At 40.7% G+C, this 15,258-nt stretch carries 15 protein-coding genes, 1 pseudogene and 1 other annotated feature; of the genes and pseudogenes, 2 read left to right on the plus strand and 14 right to left on the minus strand.

Annotated features, from left to right (window positions below):
* Positions 1-21: 21 nt before the first annotated feature.
* Genes sufB through sufC form a run of 5 tightly spaced genes read right to left on the minus strand, consistent with a single transcriptional unit; the run spans position 22 to position 5,172 of the window.
* Positions 22-1,416, minus strand: a complete 1,395-nt coding sequence (sufB, locus tag NST49_RS00820; protein WP_341046507.1) for a Fe-S cluster assembly protein SufB — start codon at positions 1,414-1,416, stop codon at positions 22-24.
* Positions 1,416-1,880: a Fe-S cluster assembly sulfur transfer protein SufU gene (sufU, locus tag NST49_RS00825; protein ID WP_301426241.1), complete on the minus strand. Its 465-nt coding sequence runs from the start codon at positions 1,878-1,880 to the stop codon at positions 1,416-1,418. The genes sufB and sufU overlap by 1 nt, the downstream gene beginning before the upstream one ends.
* Positions 1,867-3,105, minus strand: a complete 1,239-nt coding sequence (locus NST49_RS00830) for a cysteine desulfurase (RefSeq protein ID WP_341046508.1) — start codon at positions 3,103-3,105, stop codon at positions 1,867-1,869. Before NST49_RS00830 ends, sufU begins: the two co-directional genes overlap by 14 nt.
* Entirely contained in the window at positions 3,102-4,388 is a 1,287-nt protein-coding gene (gene sufD, locus NST49_RS00835; protein ID WP_341046509.1) for a Fe-S cluster assembly protein SufD, read from the minus strand. Before sufD ends, NST49_RS00830 begins: the two co-directional genes overlap by 4 nt.
* A 10-nt stretch (positions 4,389-4,398) precedes the next feature.
* Complete coding sequence (gene sufC / locus NST49_RS00840; protein ID WP_341046511.1) at positions 4,399-5,172, minus strand: Fe-S cluster assembly ATPase SufC; 774 nt, start codon at positions 5,170-5,172, stop codon at positions 4,399-4,401.
* Positions 5,173-5,422: 250 nt separating this feature from the next.
* On the opposite strand from sufC, the gene NST49_RS00845 reads away from it, so the two are divergent.
* Complete coding sequence (locus tag NST49_RS00845) at positions 5,423-6,151, plus strand: gamma-glutamyl-gamma-aminobutyrate hydrolase family protein (protein ID WP_341046513.1); 729 nt, start codon at positions 5,423-5,425, stop codon at positions 6,149-6,151.
* Positions 6,152-6,388: 237 nt separating this feature from the next.
* Here the strand turns inward: NST49_RS00845 and NST49_RS00850 are convergent, their stop codons facing one another.
* The 4 genes from NST49_RS00850 to NST49_RS00865 all read right to left on the minus strand — a co-directional run bounded on the left by NST49_RS00850 (position 6,389) and on the right by NST49_RS00865 (position 10,488).
* The gene (locus NST49_RS00850) at positions 6,389-6,862 is read right to left on the minus strand and encodes a PH domain-containing protein (RefSeq protein ID WP_301426236.1); all 474 of its coding nucleotides are present in this window, start codon (positions 6,860-6,862) and stop codon (positions 6,389-6,391) included.
* A complete protein-coding gene (locus NST49_RS00855; RefSeq protein ID WP_341046516.1) occupies positions 6,852-8,372 on the minus strand; it encodes a PH domain-containing protein in 1,521 nt (506 codons plus the stop codon). Before NST49_RS00855 ends, NST49_RS00850 begins: the two co-directional genes overlap by 11 nt.
* On the minus strand, positions 8,365-8,847 hold the full coding sequence (locus NST49_RS00860) for a PH domain-containing protein (protein ID WP_341046518.1): 483 nt from the start codon (positions 8,845-8,847) through the stop codon (positions 8,365-8,367). Before NST49_RS00860 ends, NST49_RS00855 begins: the two co-directional genes overlap by 8 nt.
* A gap of 282 nt (positions 8,848-9,129) precedes the next feature.
* Positions 9,130-10,488 carry an IS91 family transposase gene (locus NST49_RS00865; RefSeq protein WP_341046520.1) on the minus strand — a complete coding sequence of 453 codons (1,359 nt, stop codon included), beginning with the start codon at positions 10,486-10,488 and terminating at the stop codon, positions 9,130-9,132.
* A gap of 107 nt (positions 10,489-10,595) precedes the next feature.
* Here NST49_RS00865 and NST49_RS00870 point away from each other — a divergent pair.
* Positions 10,596-11,258 (plus strand): annotated as a pseudogene (locus NST49_RS00870) (substrate-binding domain-containing protein); the annotation flags it as partial.
* 175 nt (positions 11,259-11,433) lie between these two features.
* Here NST49_RS00870 and NST49_RS00875 read toward each other — a convergent pair.
* The 5 genes from NST49_RS00875 to NST49_RS00895 all read right to left on the minus strand — a co-directional run bounded on the left by NST49_RS00875 (position 11,434) and on the right by NST49_RS00895 (position 15,244).
* The gene (locus tag NST49_RS00875) at positions 11,434-12,273 is read right to left on the minus strand and encodes a MetQ/NlpA family ABC transporter substrate-binding protein (protein WP_341046523.1); all 840 of its coding nucleotides are present in this window, start codon (positions 12,271-12,273) and stop codon (positions 11,434-11,436) included.
* Positions 12,274-12,398: 125 nt separating this feature from the next.
* On the minus strand, positions 12,399-13,103 hold the full coding sequence (locus NST49_RS00880) for a methionine ABC transporter permease (RefSeq protein WP_023176912.1): 705 nt from the start codon (positions 13,101-13,103) through the stop codon (positions 12,399-12,401).
* The gene (locus NST49_RS00885) at positions 13,087-14,127 is read right to left on the minus strand and encodes a methionine ABC transporter ATP-binding protein (protein WP_341046526.1); all 1,041 of its coding nucleotides are present in this window, start codon (positions 14,125-14,127) and stop codon (positions 13,087-13,089) included. The genes NST49_RS00880 and NST49_RS00885 overlap by 17 nt, the downstream gene beginning before the upstream one ends.
* 67 nt (positions 14,128-14,194) lie before the next feature.
* Positions 14,195-14,458 (minus strand) — a binding site (T-box leader).
* Between the two features lie 50 nt (positions 14,459-14,508).
* Positions 14,509-14,859: a glycine cleavage system protein H gene (locus tag NST49_RS00890; RefSeq protein WP_023176910.1), complete on the minus strand. Its 351-nt coding sequence runs from the start codon at positions 14,857-14,859 to the stop codon at positions 14,509-14,511.
* A 16-nt stretch (positions 14,860-14,875) separates the two neighbouring features.
* Positions 14,876-15,244, minus strand: coding sequence for an arsenate reductase family protein (locus NST49_RS00895; RefSeq protein ID WP_034538240.1), 369 nt, complete (start codon positions 15,242-15,244; stop codon positions 14,876-14,878).
* Positions 15,245-15,258 lie beyond the last annotated feature (14 nt).

Below are 15,258 nucleotides of genomic sequence, written 5' to 3' on the forward strand. Positions count from 1 at the left end.
ATTTTAAAAGCTGTCATTATACTAACCAACTGACCCTTCCATCTCATATGCAATCAATCGGTTCAACTCCACTGCGTATTCCATAGGCAATTCTTTGGAGAAAGGTTCAACGAAGCCCATGACAATCATTTCGGTGGCTTGTTGTTCGGTCAAGCCGCGACTCATAAGGTAATAAAGCTGTTCTTCTGAGATTTTAGAGACTTTGGCTTCATGTTCTAGTGAGACATTCCCATTATGGATCTCATTGAATGGAATGGTATCTGACTTGGATAAGTCATCCATAATGATCGTGTCACATTCGATATGTGAGATCGATCCGCCTGAGTTTTTACCAAACGTGACTTGTCCACGGTAATTGACTTCTCCACCACCTTTAGCGATCGATTTTGAGACAATCGAACTGGAAGTGTTGGGTGCATTATGAATCATCTTAGCCCCAGTATCTTGGTTTTGTCCAGCTCCTGCCATCGCAATCGACAGCATCGTTCCTCTGGCTCCGCGGCCATTTAACAGGATGCTTGGGTACTTCATTGTTGTTTTCGCTCCAAGGTTGCCATCGATCCACTCCATAGTGGCTCCTTCTTCGGCTACAGCGCGTTTGGTCACTAAGTTGTAGACATTGTTCGACCAATTTTGGATCGTTGTATAGCGGCAGTAAGCATCTTTTTTTACAATGATTTCAACGATTGCGGCGTGCAGACTGCTGGATGAAAAAGTTGGCGCGGTACAGCCTTCTACATAATGGACACTTGCACCTTCATCCACCACAATCAACGTGCGTTCGAATTGGCCCATTGCTTCATCGTTGATGCGAAAGTACATTTGTAGTGGCACGTCACAGCGTACGCCTTTGGGAACATAAATAAACGTTCCACCAGACCAGACAGCAGAATTGAGTGCTGCTAGTTTGTTGTCTGTTGCGGGCACGACTGTTCCAAAGTGTTCTTTAAAGATTTCTGGGTATTCTTTTAGCGCTGAGTCGGTATCGGTAAAGACGATCCCCATTTTTTCAAATTCTTCTTTCATATTGTGGTAAACCACTTCAGATTCGTATTGTGCTCCAGCTCCAGCTAAATATTTGCGTTCTGCTTCTGGAATCCCGATGCGTTCAAAAGTTTCTTTGACTTTATCCGGTACATCTTCCCAGTCGCGTTCGGGTTGATTGCTGACGGTCTTGTAGTAAGTGATGTTATCAAAGTCGATTTCTGATAGATCCGCTCCCCATTTAGGCATTGATCGTTTGATAAAGTGATCATAGGCTCTCAAACGGTAATCCAACATCCAGGCTGTCTCTTGTTTGCGTTTTGAAATTTCTCGAACGGTTGCCTCAGTTAGTCCTTTTCCCGTTGTATAGACGGATTCCACATCATCATGAAAACCGAATTGGTAATTCTCGCGTTCTGGTACTTCTCCCATTATGCTTCACTCCTTGCTTTTCCTTCATCAGGCTTTTTTTCACTCAATGCTTTTTCGAGTGCTTTCCACGATAACGTCGCACATTTGATGCGGGCAGGAAATTTTGCGACACCATTCAATAAAGCGGCATCTCCCAACTCTTCTAGTTCCGGAACCTCTTTGCCTTGTACAAGCAGGGAAAATTGATCTGCTAAGGCTAGCGCTTCAGAAACAGTTTTTCCCATGACGGCATCGGTCATCATACTGGCACTGGCTTGGCTGATGGTACAACCGCTTCCATCAAAACGAATGTCTTTGATCAATTGGTCTTCAACGACCAATTGCAGTTGTAGCACGTCCCCGCAAGTCGGGTTAAGCAACTCGATTTGAGTCGTTGACTGCTCCAATTTTCCATGATGATGCGGATGGCTAGAGTGATCCAAAATAACTTGACGGTACAATTGATTCAATTTAGTTAAGGCCATGAGCAAAAAACTCCTTTGTTGCCAGCAATGCTTCGATAAATTTATCCACATCTGCTGTCGTATTGTACAGATAAAAACTCGCTCGAGCCGTTGAATCGGCTGATAATCTGCGCATCAATGGTTGAGCACAATGATGGCCGGCTCGAATCGCTACCCCTTCCATATCCATGGCCGTTGCCACGTCATGTGGGTGAAGTCCATCCAAGTTGAATGTCACGATACCGGTTCGTTTGGCTGTATCTTTTGGTCCATATATCGTTAATCCTGGGATTGACGTTAGTTTCGGCCATAAATAAGCCATCAAATCTTTTTCGTGTTCATGAATTGACGTCAGTCCAACGGTTGATAAATAATCGATGGCTGCGCCTAATCCAATGGCTCCTGCAATATTAGGGGTTCCTGCTTCAAATTTCCAAGGCAATTCCTTCCACGTACTGTCTTGTTCATCCACCATAGCGATCATTTCCCCGCCAAATTCAACGGGTTCCATTTGTTCCAATAAGGAGCGTTTCCCGTACAACACACCAATACCCGTCGGTCCGACCATTTTATGTCCACTAAAGGCATAAAAATCAGCATCCAACTCTTGGACATCCACTGGCATATGCGGAACAGCTTGTGCTCCATCGACCACTAATACGGCTCCTCTTGCATGGGCCAGTCGCGCAATCTCTTGAATTGGGTTAACGACACCAAGTACATTGGAGATATGTGTCAACGCTACGATTTTAGTCTTCTCGCTTAAATGAGCGTGCAAACTCTCCATGTCCAATAAGCCTTCTTCTGTTAATTCGATATATTTTAATGCAGCTCCGGTTTTCTTAGCTAACTGTTGCCACGGAATCAAGTTGGAATGATGTTCCATCACTGAAACTAGGATTTCATCTCCTGACTTCACGTTCGCCTCACCATAGCTTTTAGCTACCCAGTTCAAACTGGTCGTGGTGCCGCGGGTAAACAAGACTTCAGCTGATTCATTGGCGTGGATAAAGTGTTGTACTTTTTCACGCGCTGCTTCGTATTGCGTTGTTGCTCGTTCAGCCAAAGTATGCACGCCACGATGGACGTTGGCATTGGCTTCACGGTAATACGTTTCAAGAGCAGCCAATACGGCTGTTGGTTTTTGAGTGGTTGCAGCATTATCTAAATACACTAACGGTTCATCGTTCACAATTTGAGTGAGAATCGGAAAATCGTTTTTCAATTGTTCGGCTGAAAAACTCATTTGCTTAACTTCCTTTCGATCGTATCCACTAACCCGTCACGCATAACTTTTAACGGTATCGCTGCGATAACGGAACCTAAGAATCCTCGAATGACTAAGCGTTCGGCTTCTTGTTTAGGAATGCCTCGACTCATTAAGTAATACAGATTTTCTGGGTCTACTCTGCCTACACTAGCTGCGTGCCCGGCCGTCACATCATTTTCCTCGATTAACAGAATTGGGTTTGCGTCTCCTCTAGCGTGTTCAGACAACATCAAGATGCGGCTTTCTTGCTGAGCATCTGCCCCTTTAGCCCCATTGATGATGTGCCCAATACCGTTAAAGGTTAAGGTTGATTTCTCTAAAATCACACCGTGTTGCAGAATATGCCCAATCGTATTGCGTCCATAATTGGTGACACGGGTATCGATGCCTTGAATCTGTTTGCCCATACTGATGGCCACAACTTTGACTTCACTGTGTGCGCCTTCACCAATCAGATCGGTATCAAAGTCGGCAATCACATTCCCAGCGTTCATAACGCCAATCGCCCACTCAATCGTGGCATCTTTGAGTGCATGTCCACGGCGATTGATATAGGTAGTAGTTGTTTCTCCTATTTGATCAACTGCTGAGAATTTCACTTTCGCTCCAGGGTTGGCAATCACTTCCACAATAATATTGGCTGCATTTTTTTCGGTGCCAATGGTTTCGTATTTTTCGACATACGTAAATTCGCTATTGGTATCCGCAAAAATCAAGACGTGCTTAATCCAGCTGTTTTGGACTTGACTGTTTTGGACAAATAACGCTTCAAGCGGTTCATCGATCACAACATTTTTAGGAACATATAAAAACAAGCCGCTGGTCATAAAGGCCGCATGAAAAGCGGTCAGTTTGTCTTCATCGTGTTCAACAGCTAGCTTCATGTAGACCTTTTCCATTAACTCCGAATGCTCTTGCAAAGCCGTAAAAATATCGGTAAAGATTACACCTTGTTCAATGTACTCCATTGGCAATTGTTCCATAACGGTTTGGTTGCCGACTTGAATCACTCTCGGTGCATCGCTATCGCCGGTTAAAAAATCCTCTGCCAGCATGATCCCTTCTTCATAGCTGAATAGATCCGGGATTTGCAGCAATGGCCACCGTTGGTACTTAACTCTTTCAAATGAGGGCAGTTCTAAAGAGTTGATTTTAGTCAACGCTGATTTTCTAAATTCCATCATCCACAACGGTTCTTCATGCATTAATGAAAATTGCTGAACAGAGTCAAGATAATCTATATAATTGGTCTCTTTCATCTTGATCCTCCTAATCGTCTTCTAGCACAATGTCTAAACCAAGTTCATCACGAATGCCTTTATAGCCTTCCGCTTCCAGACGTTTAGCTAGTTCGGCTTCGCCTGTTTTAACAACAATGCCGTTCATCATCACATGTACCACATCTGGTGTGACATAATTCAATAGCCGTTGGTAATGGGTAATGATCAATGCCCCAAAATTTTCGCCGCGCATCGCATTGACTCCTTTTGATACGACTTTCAAGGCATCGATGTCTAGACCAGAATCAATTTCATCCAGAATAGCAAATGTTGGCTCGATCATCATCAATTGTAAAATCTCATTGCGTTTCTTTTCTCCACCAGAAAAGCCTTCATTTAAATAACGCTCCGCCATTTCTTCTGGCATATCCAATACTGCCATTTTGTCATCTAACTTTTTGATAAAATTCATAACGGATATTTTATCGTCTTCTGGTTTTCTAGCATTGATTGCTGCACGCATAAATTCTGCGTTCGTGATTCCTGCAATTTCACTCGGGTATTGCACGGCTAAAAATAACCCTGCTCGAGCACGTTCATCAACGGCCATTTCTAAAACATCTTGACCATCCAATAAAATCTCACCTTCTGTAACGGTATAGCTCGGATGACCCATGATAGCGGCGGATAAAGTTGATTTTCCTGTTCCATTTGGTCCCATGATGGCGTGGATTTCGCCTGTTTTCATTGTTAAGTTGACACCTTTTAAAATTTCTTTGTCTTCAATCGATACATGTAGGTTTTTCACTTCTAATACGGACATAGCTTCGATTCGCTCCTATGCTTTAGAATTTTTTCACAAATGATACTTCTTTGGAGTTACTGTCTTTCTTACTTTATATTTTAGACTAACCCTCTTGCTTTCGCAATCTTATTAACAAATGCTCTGAAGTTACTTTTCTGCTATAATCATGTAAACTAAGAAAAAAATGAAGCTGGCAGAACCAAGCATATTCCTTTAATGTGCTGTGTTTTAGTTGTACTGCTTTTATTAATGAAAGGACGGATCATTTATGAAACCATTAATTGGAATAGCCGGAAATATTTTATTGAACAATGCTGACCTGAACGGCTTACCGATCACTTACACACCACAAGGATTTGTTAATGGCATTCGCCAAGCTGATGCTATCCCGGTTGTTTTCCCCATCAGCGATCCGGCTGAAGCTAAAGACTATTTATCGAAAGTAGATGGACTACTATTAGCTGGTGGACAAGATGTGTCGCCGTTATTATTTGGCGAAGAACCCAGTTTAAAGTTAGGCGCGACCAATCCAGCACGTGATGCATTTGAGATTGCACTTGTAAAAGAAGCGATTCATCAAGAAAAACCGATTTTTGCTGTTTGCCGCGGCCTTCAACTCGTGAATGTTGCTTATGGCGGAACACTGTATCAGGATGTATCGGATTATCCTGACTTGACCGTTCAACACATTCAATTGACACACTTTGAAACCGGTGCTCATACGATCAATATTGATCCTGAAAGTAAGATTGGAAAGATTTTTGGCGACCAATATGTAGTCAATACGTATCACCACCAAGCCATCAAAGAATTAGCTGATCCTTTTAAAGCTGTGGCTTGGAGCAAAGACGGCTTGATTGAAGCCTTCGAAGCAAAATCCCCCAATCAAAGTATCGTAGCCGTGCAATGGCATCCCGAATTAATGATTCCGTACGATTTAATGATGCAGCGTTTATTTACAGACTTTGTCAAACGCACCATTAAAAAAATGAATTAAGAATTGGTTTCTATTTTAGTAATAGCGATTACGTTCCTTTTAAGGCTTGAAAGCCAGAAGACTATAATCTTCTGGCGACGCCATAGCTAGTACAAGCAAAACAGTTCATTCCAGAAGAATTTTTTTAACAAACACATTCATTGACAGAGAGCCAAAAAAGCTCGTTCAGTTTCTTTCCTTCACAGCAGTAGTCCTTCTACTCTTGTGGGTCAGATTATGAACGAGTTTCTTTTTGTATTATAAACTGTTGCGAATCAATCGTTGAATCCTTTTTTTTAATTCCAAAGCCTCTTCTTCGGGCATCTCCGGCAACTTATGACTTGTAGCAGCTGTTGAGATGGTCAAAGACATGACGCCTATTTTTTTTGCTAACGGTCCAACATTTGATTCGATATTTTGGATGCGAATGATGGGAATTGTGATTCGTTTTTTAATAAAAATACCTGAGATGAAATCAATCTCATCCATTCGATAATTTACTCTCCAAGACCGATAATGCCATGTTGGCAGTGCATAAATAGAGATAAATCCTCCAAACAGAGCCAAAGCAATGGTAATATAGATACCTTCTTCCGGCAATGGTGTATGGGGCATGATTTGGAAAAAAAAGTTATACACCAGTGCAATAACGACCATAGGAATGCTGTTCATAAATCCACGTATCCGCCATAGTTTTAAAACTAGAGGGTCCAGCTCTTTTTCAGGCTCCATGCTTTTCACTCCTCTCTTTTGTCAAGAACCAATCAAATAACCGCTCACAGTCGGCTTCTTCAATAAAAGACAGTTCTTTGCTTTGGGATGTATCTCCTAAGGCACTAAAGACTTCTACTTTCCCCAATCGACTTCTTCTTAAAAAAGGATTTTGCTTGACTGTTAAATTTAAAATACGGTCTTTACGTAAGTACATGATCTCGGTACCTAGGAAGGTTATCAACTGAAAGGTTACTTCTTCTGTGGATAAAGCATAACCCGTTTTTTTGTAGCTGCGGTAACCATACAAAAGTGACAGCAAGCTACCCACTAAACCGATCGTCCATGCATAAGGCCATAAAAAGTAAGAAACTAAAGCTGCTGCAATGATCCAGAATAGCAATGGAAATTGTACAAACCGTCTAAAAGATCGAATCGGAATGATCGTTTGAGCAGGCTGAAAATTGAACTGCGGAATGATCTCCGCTCTTAACGCTGCAAGCTGATCCTTTTTTACCAACGGCAGCAACAGAATTTTTCCTTCTTCAGTCATTTCACTCACAGAATCTTTCTTATCCACTTCATCATCACTAGTGATGCCTACCCAAAAGGTTGTATAGCCCGTTAGTTTTTGCAGCCAGTTCTGTTTTTCCCATACGCTTTGAATATTGGCTAAAGCAATCGTTTGGCTCTTAACTTCAAGCAATCCTTTTTCAATGGTCACGTGATTTTTGGTTAATTCGACTTTGTATTCAAAATTCTTAATAGTCGAAAGCACTGTAGCTAGCACATACAATAGAATAAACAGCAGGATACCGATAAAAATAAAAGAGGCAATTGCTGTTTGACTGAAGATTGTCCCCGCTTGATTAAAAATTGAATCAGGAATAAACTCTCCAAAAATATTTACTGCTCCCACAATTATGATCAGGCCTTTAAAAACAGTTCCTCCCATAAAATTCATCTTAAGGATATCTACTAAACTCATAGAATACAATTTTTTTGTGACCCCTGCTTCTTGCAAGGAGAATCCACTGTGTCGGTCGATCTGCTTCTCTTCACGCTCATCGTTGATATCACTGTCAATTTCAAATGATGTTTCTTTAAGGTAATGCAGTTGGTTCGCCAGCTTTAATGCATCTTCTTTAGACAACGCATCTAACGTTATCCCTTTTCCAGGAGTCTTGATCTCCAACTTTGTGACATTAAAAATACGGTGAATCAAGTTTTCACTGTAATCAATGCTTTGAATCCGACTAATTTGAACATCTTTTTCTTTTTGAATAAATAACCCGCTTTTTACCACAAATCGATTTCCTGCAATCCAAAAAGATGTTCGTATGTATCTTAAAACGTCCATTAGGTATGACAAGCCAAAAATCGTAAAGAAAAGCAGTGGCAAAATCAAGCCAAAGCCTTCCATATCTGGGCCGGTAAAAGCAAAGAACAGAATAGGCAAGATAAAAGAAATCAACCGTTTATAGGCCTCAGTAATAAGGGTCAATGGATGCAATTTTTTTTCATTATACATCTGATTTCACCGCCTTTATCTGGTCTAGCAATTGAATTCTTAACTCTTCTGCCTCTTTTTTCAACAACAGTGGAATCTCATGCCCTGTTCCTGCAGTAAAGACTTCGATTATTTGGATCCCATATCTCCTAGTCAATGGACCTTCTTTGACGACCACGTGTTGGATCCGCTCAATTGGAATCAACGTTCTCTTTCTAAAAAAGAGACCATTCATAATTTCAAGATGAAGCGCATGCATTTCATAGCGTATAGCCTTTAACTTTAAATAAGGCAATACGAATAGACTTAATAAAAAATCAATGATCGGCAAAACAATCCAGATGGCCATCAACCAGATTGGCCAATTAAATCGGATAGTCAAAAACATTAAAAGGACAAAAACAGCTAAGGTAAAAAAACTTTCAATAATATCTTTTGTTCGTTCATAGCGAATGACACGTTTATCTAATTTTTTCGCTGGTATTTCTTTATACACACTAATCACTCCCAACCATTATCCTTTCTTTGAGTGTATCATTATCTTGAAAAGAGTACTATCTTAAACGTTGTTTTAAAGACATAAGAAAACCTCGAGCTAACGCTCGAGGCCTTTTTATTTTAGTGGAGACTTTCAACTCGGAGATATCGATTGTCGTAGAGGACGCCGGTGGCACCTCGGAAATATTCTGGAATCATTTCTCCCTGGCAGACTTGGCAGCTGAACCGCGGTGGGTCATGAGGATCTCCCCCATCCAGCCAATCGAATTGCTCCACGACCTCAAGTGGAATCTCTTCCACTGCCCTGCATTGACGACAGATATAGCTCACGCTCTTGTCCTTGGGCTCTCTGTCGTAATCCTTCCCAGTCGAACCGAAGGTTTTCAAGAGCTTGCGCTTCTGCTTTTCTCTGCTGGTGTTTTTCTTTTTCTGACTCAATCCGTTCAATCTCCTCCCGTAAATACCTTCTCGCATCCCAATCGTTCGCATATTGGATGGTAAGCTGTCCTTTTTTGGACACAACAATCCCCTTGAACTCGTAGTAGTTGCCGCATTTCGAACATTTGAGTGGATCGATTCCGAATGTTTCGGTTATCCTTTCGCGCCATTTTTTCGGTTGGGCCATCTTTCGCGCACGGATGAGCAACTTCGTCATCTTCTCCTGTAGATGACGGACCACCTTTTGGACGGTCTTCTTGATACGTCTGCTGTACAACCCGTAATGGCGGATTGTTTTGAAGCCTTTGTCCGGGATGTGCCGGATCAGCGAAAGGATAAACTCTTTGGCCCCCATTATCTTGATTGCTTCTTTGTTTGTGCGTTTGTCATGATACCGGAAGAGGACCGTGTCACCATCGTAATAGATGATCCGTTCGAGCGCGATGGGTCCTCGTTTCATGTATCGGCTGATATATTGCAGCAGTGCCTTCACATTGGTCCTGCTCCGTTTCGGGGCGTTCACGTAAAAGCCTTCCGCATTCTTCGAATACGCGTTTTGCAGCAGGGGCTGGGCTTTCTTCTTCTCCTTCGGAGTAAGGGTACGCCGCAGGAGCTTAAGAACCGCGTTCTGCCAATGTATTCGCAAGAGTTTATAGGGAATGTAGTCGTAATCCACCCATTTCCCGCCGTCTGTCAACCCGCCCATGGTCACAATCATGTGCACATGGGAATTGAACTCCAACTGGGAGCCGAAGGTATGTAGGCCTGCGATGATGCCCGGGGTGATGCGTTTCTTGCGGAAATACGCCTTCACCACGTTTGCTGCCTCATCCATTAATCCCTTCAACAGTTCCTCCCGGTGAAGGAGAAACAAATCCCGCAATCCTTCATCAATCGTGAACACGATATGCCGGTGAATGGTGTGGTACATGTCATCCGCAATCATGTCGCTCCAGCGCTGACTCTCCCCAACCGCACAGGTCGGGCAAAACTTTCCCTTGCAGCGAATCGGAACATGCTTGACATCATGACAGCCTTCGCAAACGAACAATCGAAATCCTTTCCTCACATCGCCGCAATAGTGGAACTTATCTACTTCCGACAACACCACAGAGCGAATTCTTTTCTTGTGTATTCTCACAAGCGAGTCCCAATGGTGTTCTTTATCAAAGAAGATGGCGTGAAGAATATTCTTATTCATACCTTTATTTTACCCTCCGTGGAACAAAAAGCAAATTTGTGGAACATGCATCCGGATAAGCTTCTTTTCAAGAATAATTTTATAAAACCCTATACTATAAAAAAGAATTAAATGCTTTAGAGTTGATGCGCAGCAAGCAATTAGACGGTATTTTTCTGATCATTCGTTCGAACGATTGGGCAACCATTGAATCGTACACAAAATATGGTCCTATCGTTACCTGGCAAAGAGTTAAATCCTCTTGTATTCTATCTGTCTTTATTGATCAGTATGATGGCTATCTTTTAGGCCTTGAATACCTTTATGCTAAAGGGTGCCGCAACATTATTAATTTATACAGCGATATTCGTCGCTTGAATACTAAAAGCCGAATCAAAGCGTATGAATATTTTTGTGAAAAATACGTTTTGACCCCTCATTCACCCGAACAGTTCAATGATATCAACAGTATCCAAGATGGTGAACGTATTGCGCAATGGTTAGCCAAACAAGAGATCAAGCCTGATGCCTTCATGACAAGCTCTGATGCTGTTGCAGCTGGTTTAGTTTCGCAAGCAAAACGTTTAGGGTTCTCAGTGCCTGAGGATTTTTCAGTGATTGGTTTTGACAATATTGAAATTTCTCATTTATTAGATATCACTACCATTGATTATTCCATACATAAGCAAGCTGAAAACGCATTTAAAATGATCAATAACGATTTAACTTTACAAAAGTTAACACCCGAAGAATTGGCTTTTACTTTGATCGTGCGTAAAACAACAAAATAAAGCAGCACTTTGTTTGAAGCTTGAAAGCCACGAAGTCTACAGTCTTTGAACGGTCCTCTGACTTTCTACAAGTATTCCCGTCTATTTCGGAATAAATTTAATCCAATCGATTTAACTTAGCTACCAACAAAAAAAGTAAGAAGCCATTTTATCTGCTTCTTACTTTTTATTTACGTTATTCTGTTACAGGAACAACTGCTCCATCCCATTCTTCTAAGATGAAATCTTGTACTTCTTTAGATTTCAATGTTTCTACTAATTTCAAAATTGCTGGGTCTTCTGAATCTTCTGAACGAACGGCAATAATGTTTGCATATGGAGAAGATGTGCTTTCAATAGCAACAGAATCATCAATTGGGCTGATGTCTTGGTCTACTGCAAAGTTAGAGTTGATAGCGATCAATTCAGCTTCGTCTTGTTGGTATAAAGTCGTCATCAATGCTGGGTCATTTTCGTATTCAAAAACTAAATTTTTAGGATTTTCGTCAATATCCTCAAATGTTGCTGTTGTCAGATCTACGCCATCTTTCACTGTTACTAGACCGGCTTCTTGGAAAATACCGATTACTCGTCCCCAGTCAGCTTGGTTATTGCTGACTAAAACAGTTGCACCGTCTTCTACATCGTCTAAACTTTCATAACGTTGAGAAAAGATAGCTAAAGGTTCGATATGAATACTTCCTGCATTCACAAAATCATAACCGTTTTCTTCTACAGCTGCATCAAAAAATGGAATATGTTGGAAATAGTTGGCATCAATCTCGCCTTCATCCAATGCTACATTTGGTATCACATAGTCATTATAAGTAGTAATATCCAATGTGATTCCTTCTTCTTCAAGAATAGGTTGAACAAATTCAAGGATTTCAGCATGTGGAACGTTGCTTGCCCCAATTTTTATCGTTGTATCTTCTGCATTTGATCCATTGCTTTCTTCATTTCCATTTCCACAAGCCGCTAATGTCACAATTACTCCTGCTGTTGCTAATGCTGATAAAATTGTCTTCTTTTTCATCTCTAAATCCCCCTGTTTTATCTTTCTATTTTTTAGTGCTTTTAAATCCCCTATTTATACTGCGGTCGTGCTTTTCTATCAACTCATGAGTATGATTCCTTCTTCATAGAGCTGTCTAACTTGTTTTAGCGTTTATCCACTTTTTTAACGATCACATCGCCAATGGCTTGGATGATAAAAACGATCACTAAGATAATCAATGTTGCGACTAACACTACGGTACTTTGGTTTCGTTGGAACCCATCAAGATAGGCTAAGTTTCCTAATCCACCAGCACCGATAACACCAGCCATCGCTGTATATCCGACTAAAGAAATAGTTGTAACCGTAATGCCAGACACAATAGCTGGCAGACTTTCTGGAATCAATACTTTATAAATAATTTGCCATTTGCTGGCCCCCATTGCTTCAGCTGCTTCAATTACGCCTTTATCGATCTCACGAAAACCAATTTCAACTAACCGTGCAAAGAAAGGTGCTGAAGCAATAATCAATGCTGGTAAAGCGGCAGTCGGTCCAGTAATCGACCCTACGAGTGTTTTGGTTACTGGAAGCAACAAGACGATCAAAATGATAAATGGAATGGAACGAAAAACATTGACTAAAATTGCCACTAATCGATAAAGTACTTTAGCAGCCACAGTATTTTTTCCATTTGTTTCATATAACAATAATCCAAGTAATAAGCCTGCGAAAAAGATGATGACAACTGAGCCGATCGTCATTCCAATCGTTTCAATCGTTGCCTCTTGCATTTTTTCCCATTTAACTTCTGAAAAATCGAGGTATTGTGATAAAACACTGGACCCTAGATTAAGCTTCGACAACATGTTCTACCACCTCTACTTCTACTTGGAGTTTTCTTAATTCTTCAATAGCCACTTCAATTTTTTGGCTTTCACCCGTTAGTTGGACATAAAGCGAACCAATTGCGCCATCTTGTGTTTGTTGAATGTTCCCTTGAATGATGCTTAAATCGACGCCATCTTCTCGAACGATTTTTGACATAATTGGCATCTTGGCTTGTTGGCCATGGAAGGTTAAATGAACAATTTTTCCTTCTGGGTATTCAGCCAATAATTCTTCAAAAATCATATCAGTATCTTCACTATCTGGATTTGCATCTTGGCGGATAAAGCGTTTAGTTATCTCTTGTTGGGGTTTCTTGAACACGTCAATCACTGAACCTTCTTCAACGATTCTCCCATTATCCATAACCGCTACTTTGTCACAAATTTTACGGATCACATGCATTTCATGCGTAATCAATACAATGGTTAGATTCAGGCGTTTATTAATATCCAATAATAGATCCAAAACTTCATCCGTTGTTTGTGGATCAAGCGCGCTAGTCGCTTCATCACAAAGCAGTAATGTTGGATCATTGGCTAAGGCTCTAGCGATTCCGACACGTTGCTTTTGACCACCTGATAGTTGAGAAGGATAAGCTTTCTCTCTTCCTTCTAACCCAACTAAGCGAATCAACTCTTTTGCTTTAGCTTCTCGCTTACTTTTTGGTACATTGGCAATTTCGAGCGGGAAAAGAATATTTTCTTCAACTGTTCTGGACCATAATAAATTGAAATGTTGAAAAATCATCCCAATTTTTTGACGTTCCTTTCTAAGTGATTTTCCTTTTAGTTGAGAAATAACATTTCCTTCAACAGCAACAGTCCCTTCGGTTGGTGTTTCTAAGCCGTTAAACATGCGTACTAATGTACTTTTCCCAGCTCCAGAATACCCCACGATTCCATAAATCTCACCATTCTTGATTGAGACATTGATATCTTTTACAGCTGTTAAACTCCCTTGTTTTGTTTGAAATACTTTTTTAATACCCTTTAATTCAATCATTTCAGTTATACCTCCTGTTTCATTTAAACAAAAAAACTTTCGTCCTTATACTAAGCCTATTGCTTACTATAAGGACGAAAGTTTTGCATTTTCGTGTTACCACCTTAATTTGTCAATTCATCACTAAATCAACCTCATTCAGTACTTAAATCTTTTTCAACTTTTTTATACTGTGGCACGTTATCGGGTGCACCCGGAATAGGCTTATGCAAAGCATTCACTTATTCTGCTCAAAGACCATCTTCGGTTCAATATCCATTACCTATTTTCAGCAAACAAGGCTCTCTATAAACGGTTATTACGAACGTACTCTTCTTATCATCGCGTTATTGATATTGAACACATTTTAACAGAGCATTTTTTTTCTGTCAACTTTAATTCTTAAACTTCTGCTGACAATTTTTCAAAAGCACCTGGTTCTACATCTTTCACTTCAAGAATCCAGTTATCTTTTTTATCTGTACTATTTAACTTTTCAGGATTATCCGTCAATTCTGTATGGAATTGAACAACGATTCCAGTTAAAGGAGACAACAATTCTGTAACAGCTTTTGCTCCTTCTACACCTAGCAATACATCATTTTCTTTGACTTCAGCTAGTGTGTTAGGAAGTTCTACAAACATGACTTCACCTAGATCGTCTTGTCCTTTCTCTGACAATCCCATACGGTAGTTGTCGCCTTCTTTTAAAATCCAAAGGCCGTTTTCGCTGTATCTCATTTCTTTTTCCATTTTAGTCGCTCCCATTCTAGTTTTTAGTTTCTTTTCCCCAAGCTGCTTCATAATCCGGCTCTTTAAATCCAAGAGTGGTTCTTTTTCCATCTGTTAAAAGAGGCCTCTTAATCAACATACCATCTGTAGCCAATAGAGCAGCAGCCTCTTCTATATCCAAATTTGGAACGACCGTTTTTAAGCCTAATTCACGATATCTGTTTCCGCTTGTATTAAAAAAACGGATGACAGGCAACTTAGACTGCTCAATTAAATGGATCAAGGTTTCTTTTGTTGGTGGAGCATCGATCATGTTGATTGCATGATACTCTACCGCATGTTCATCCAGCCACTTTCTTGCTGCTTTACAAGTTGAACACGTCGGGTGTTGATAAAGTTCAAGCATTACGTTCACTCCAG

It is taken from the genome of Carnobacterium sp. FSL W8-0810 (genome assembly GCF_038007125.1).
In the GTDB taxonomy this organism is placed as follows: Bacteria; Bacillota; Bacilli; order Lactobacillales; family Carnobacteriaceae; genus Carnobacterium_B; species Carnobacterium_B inhibens.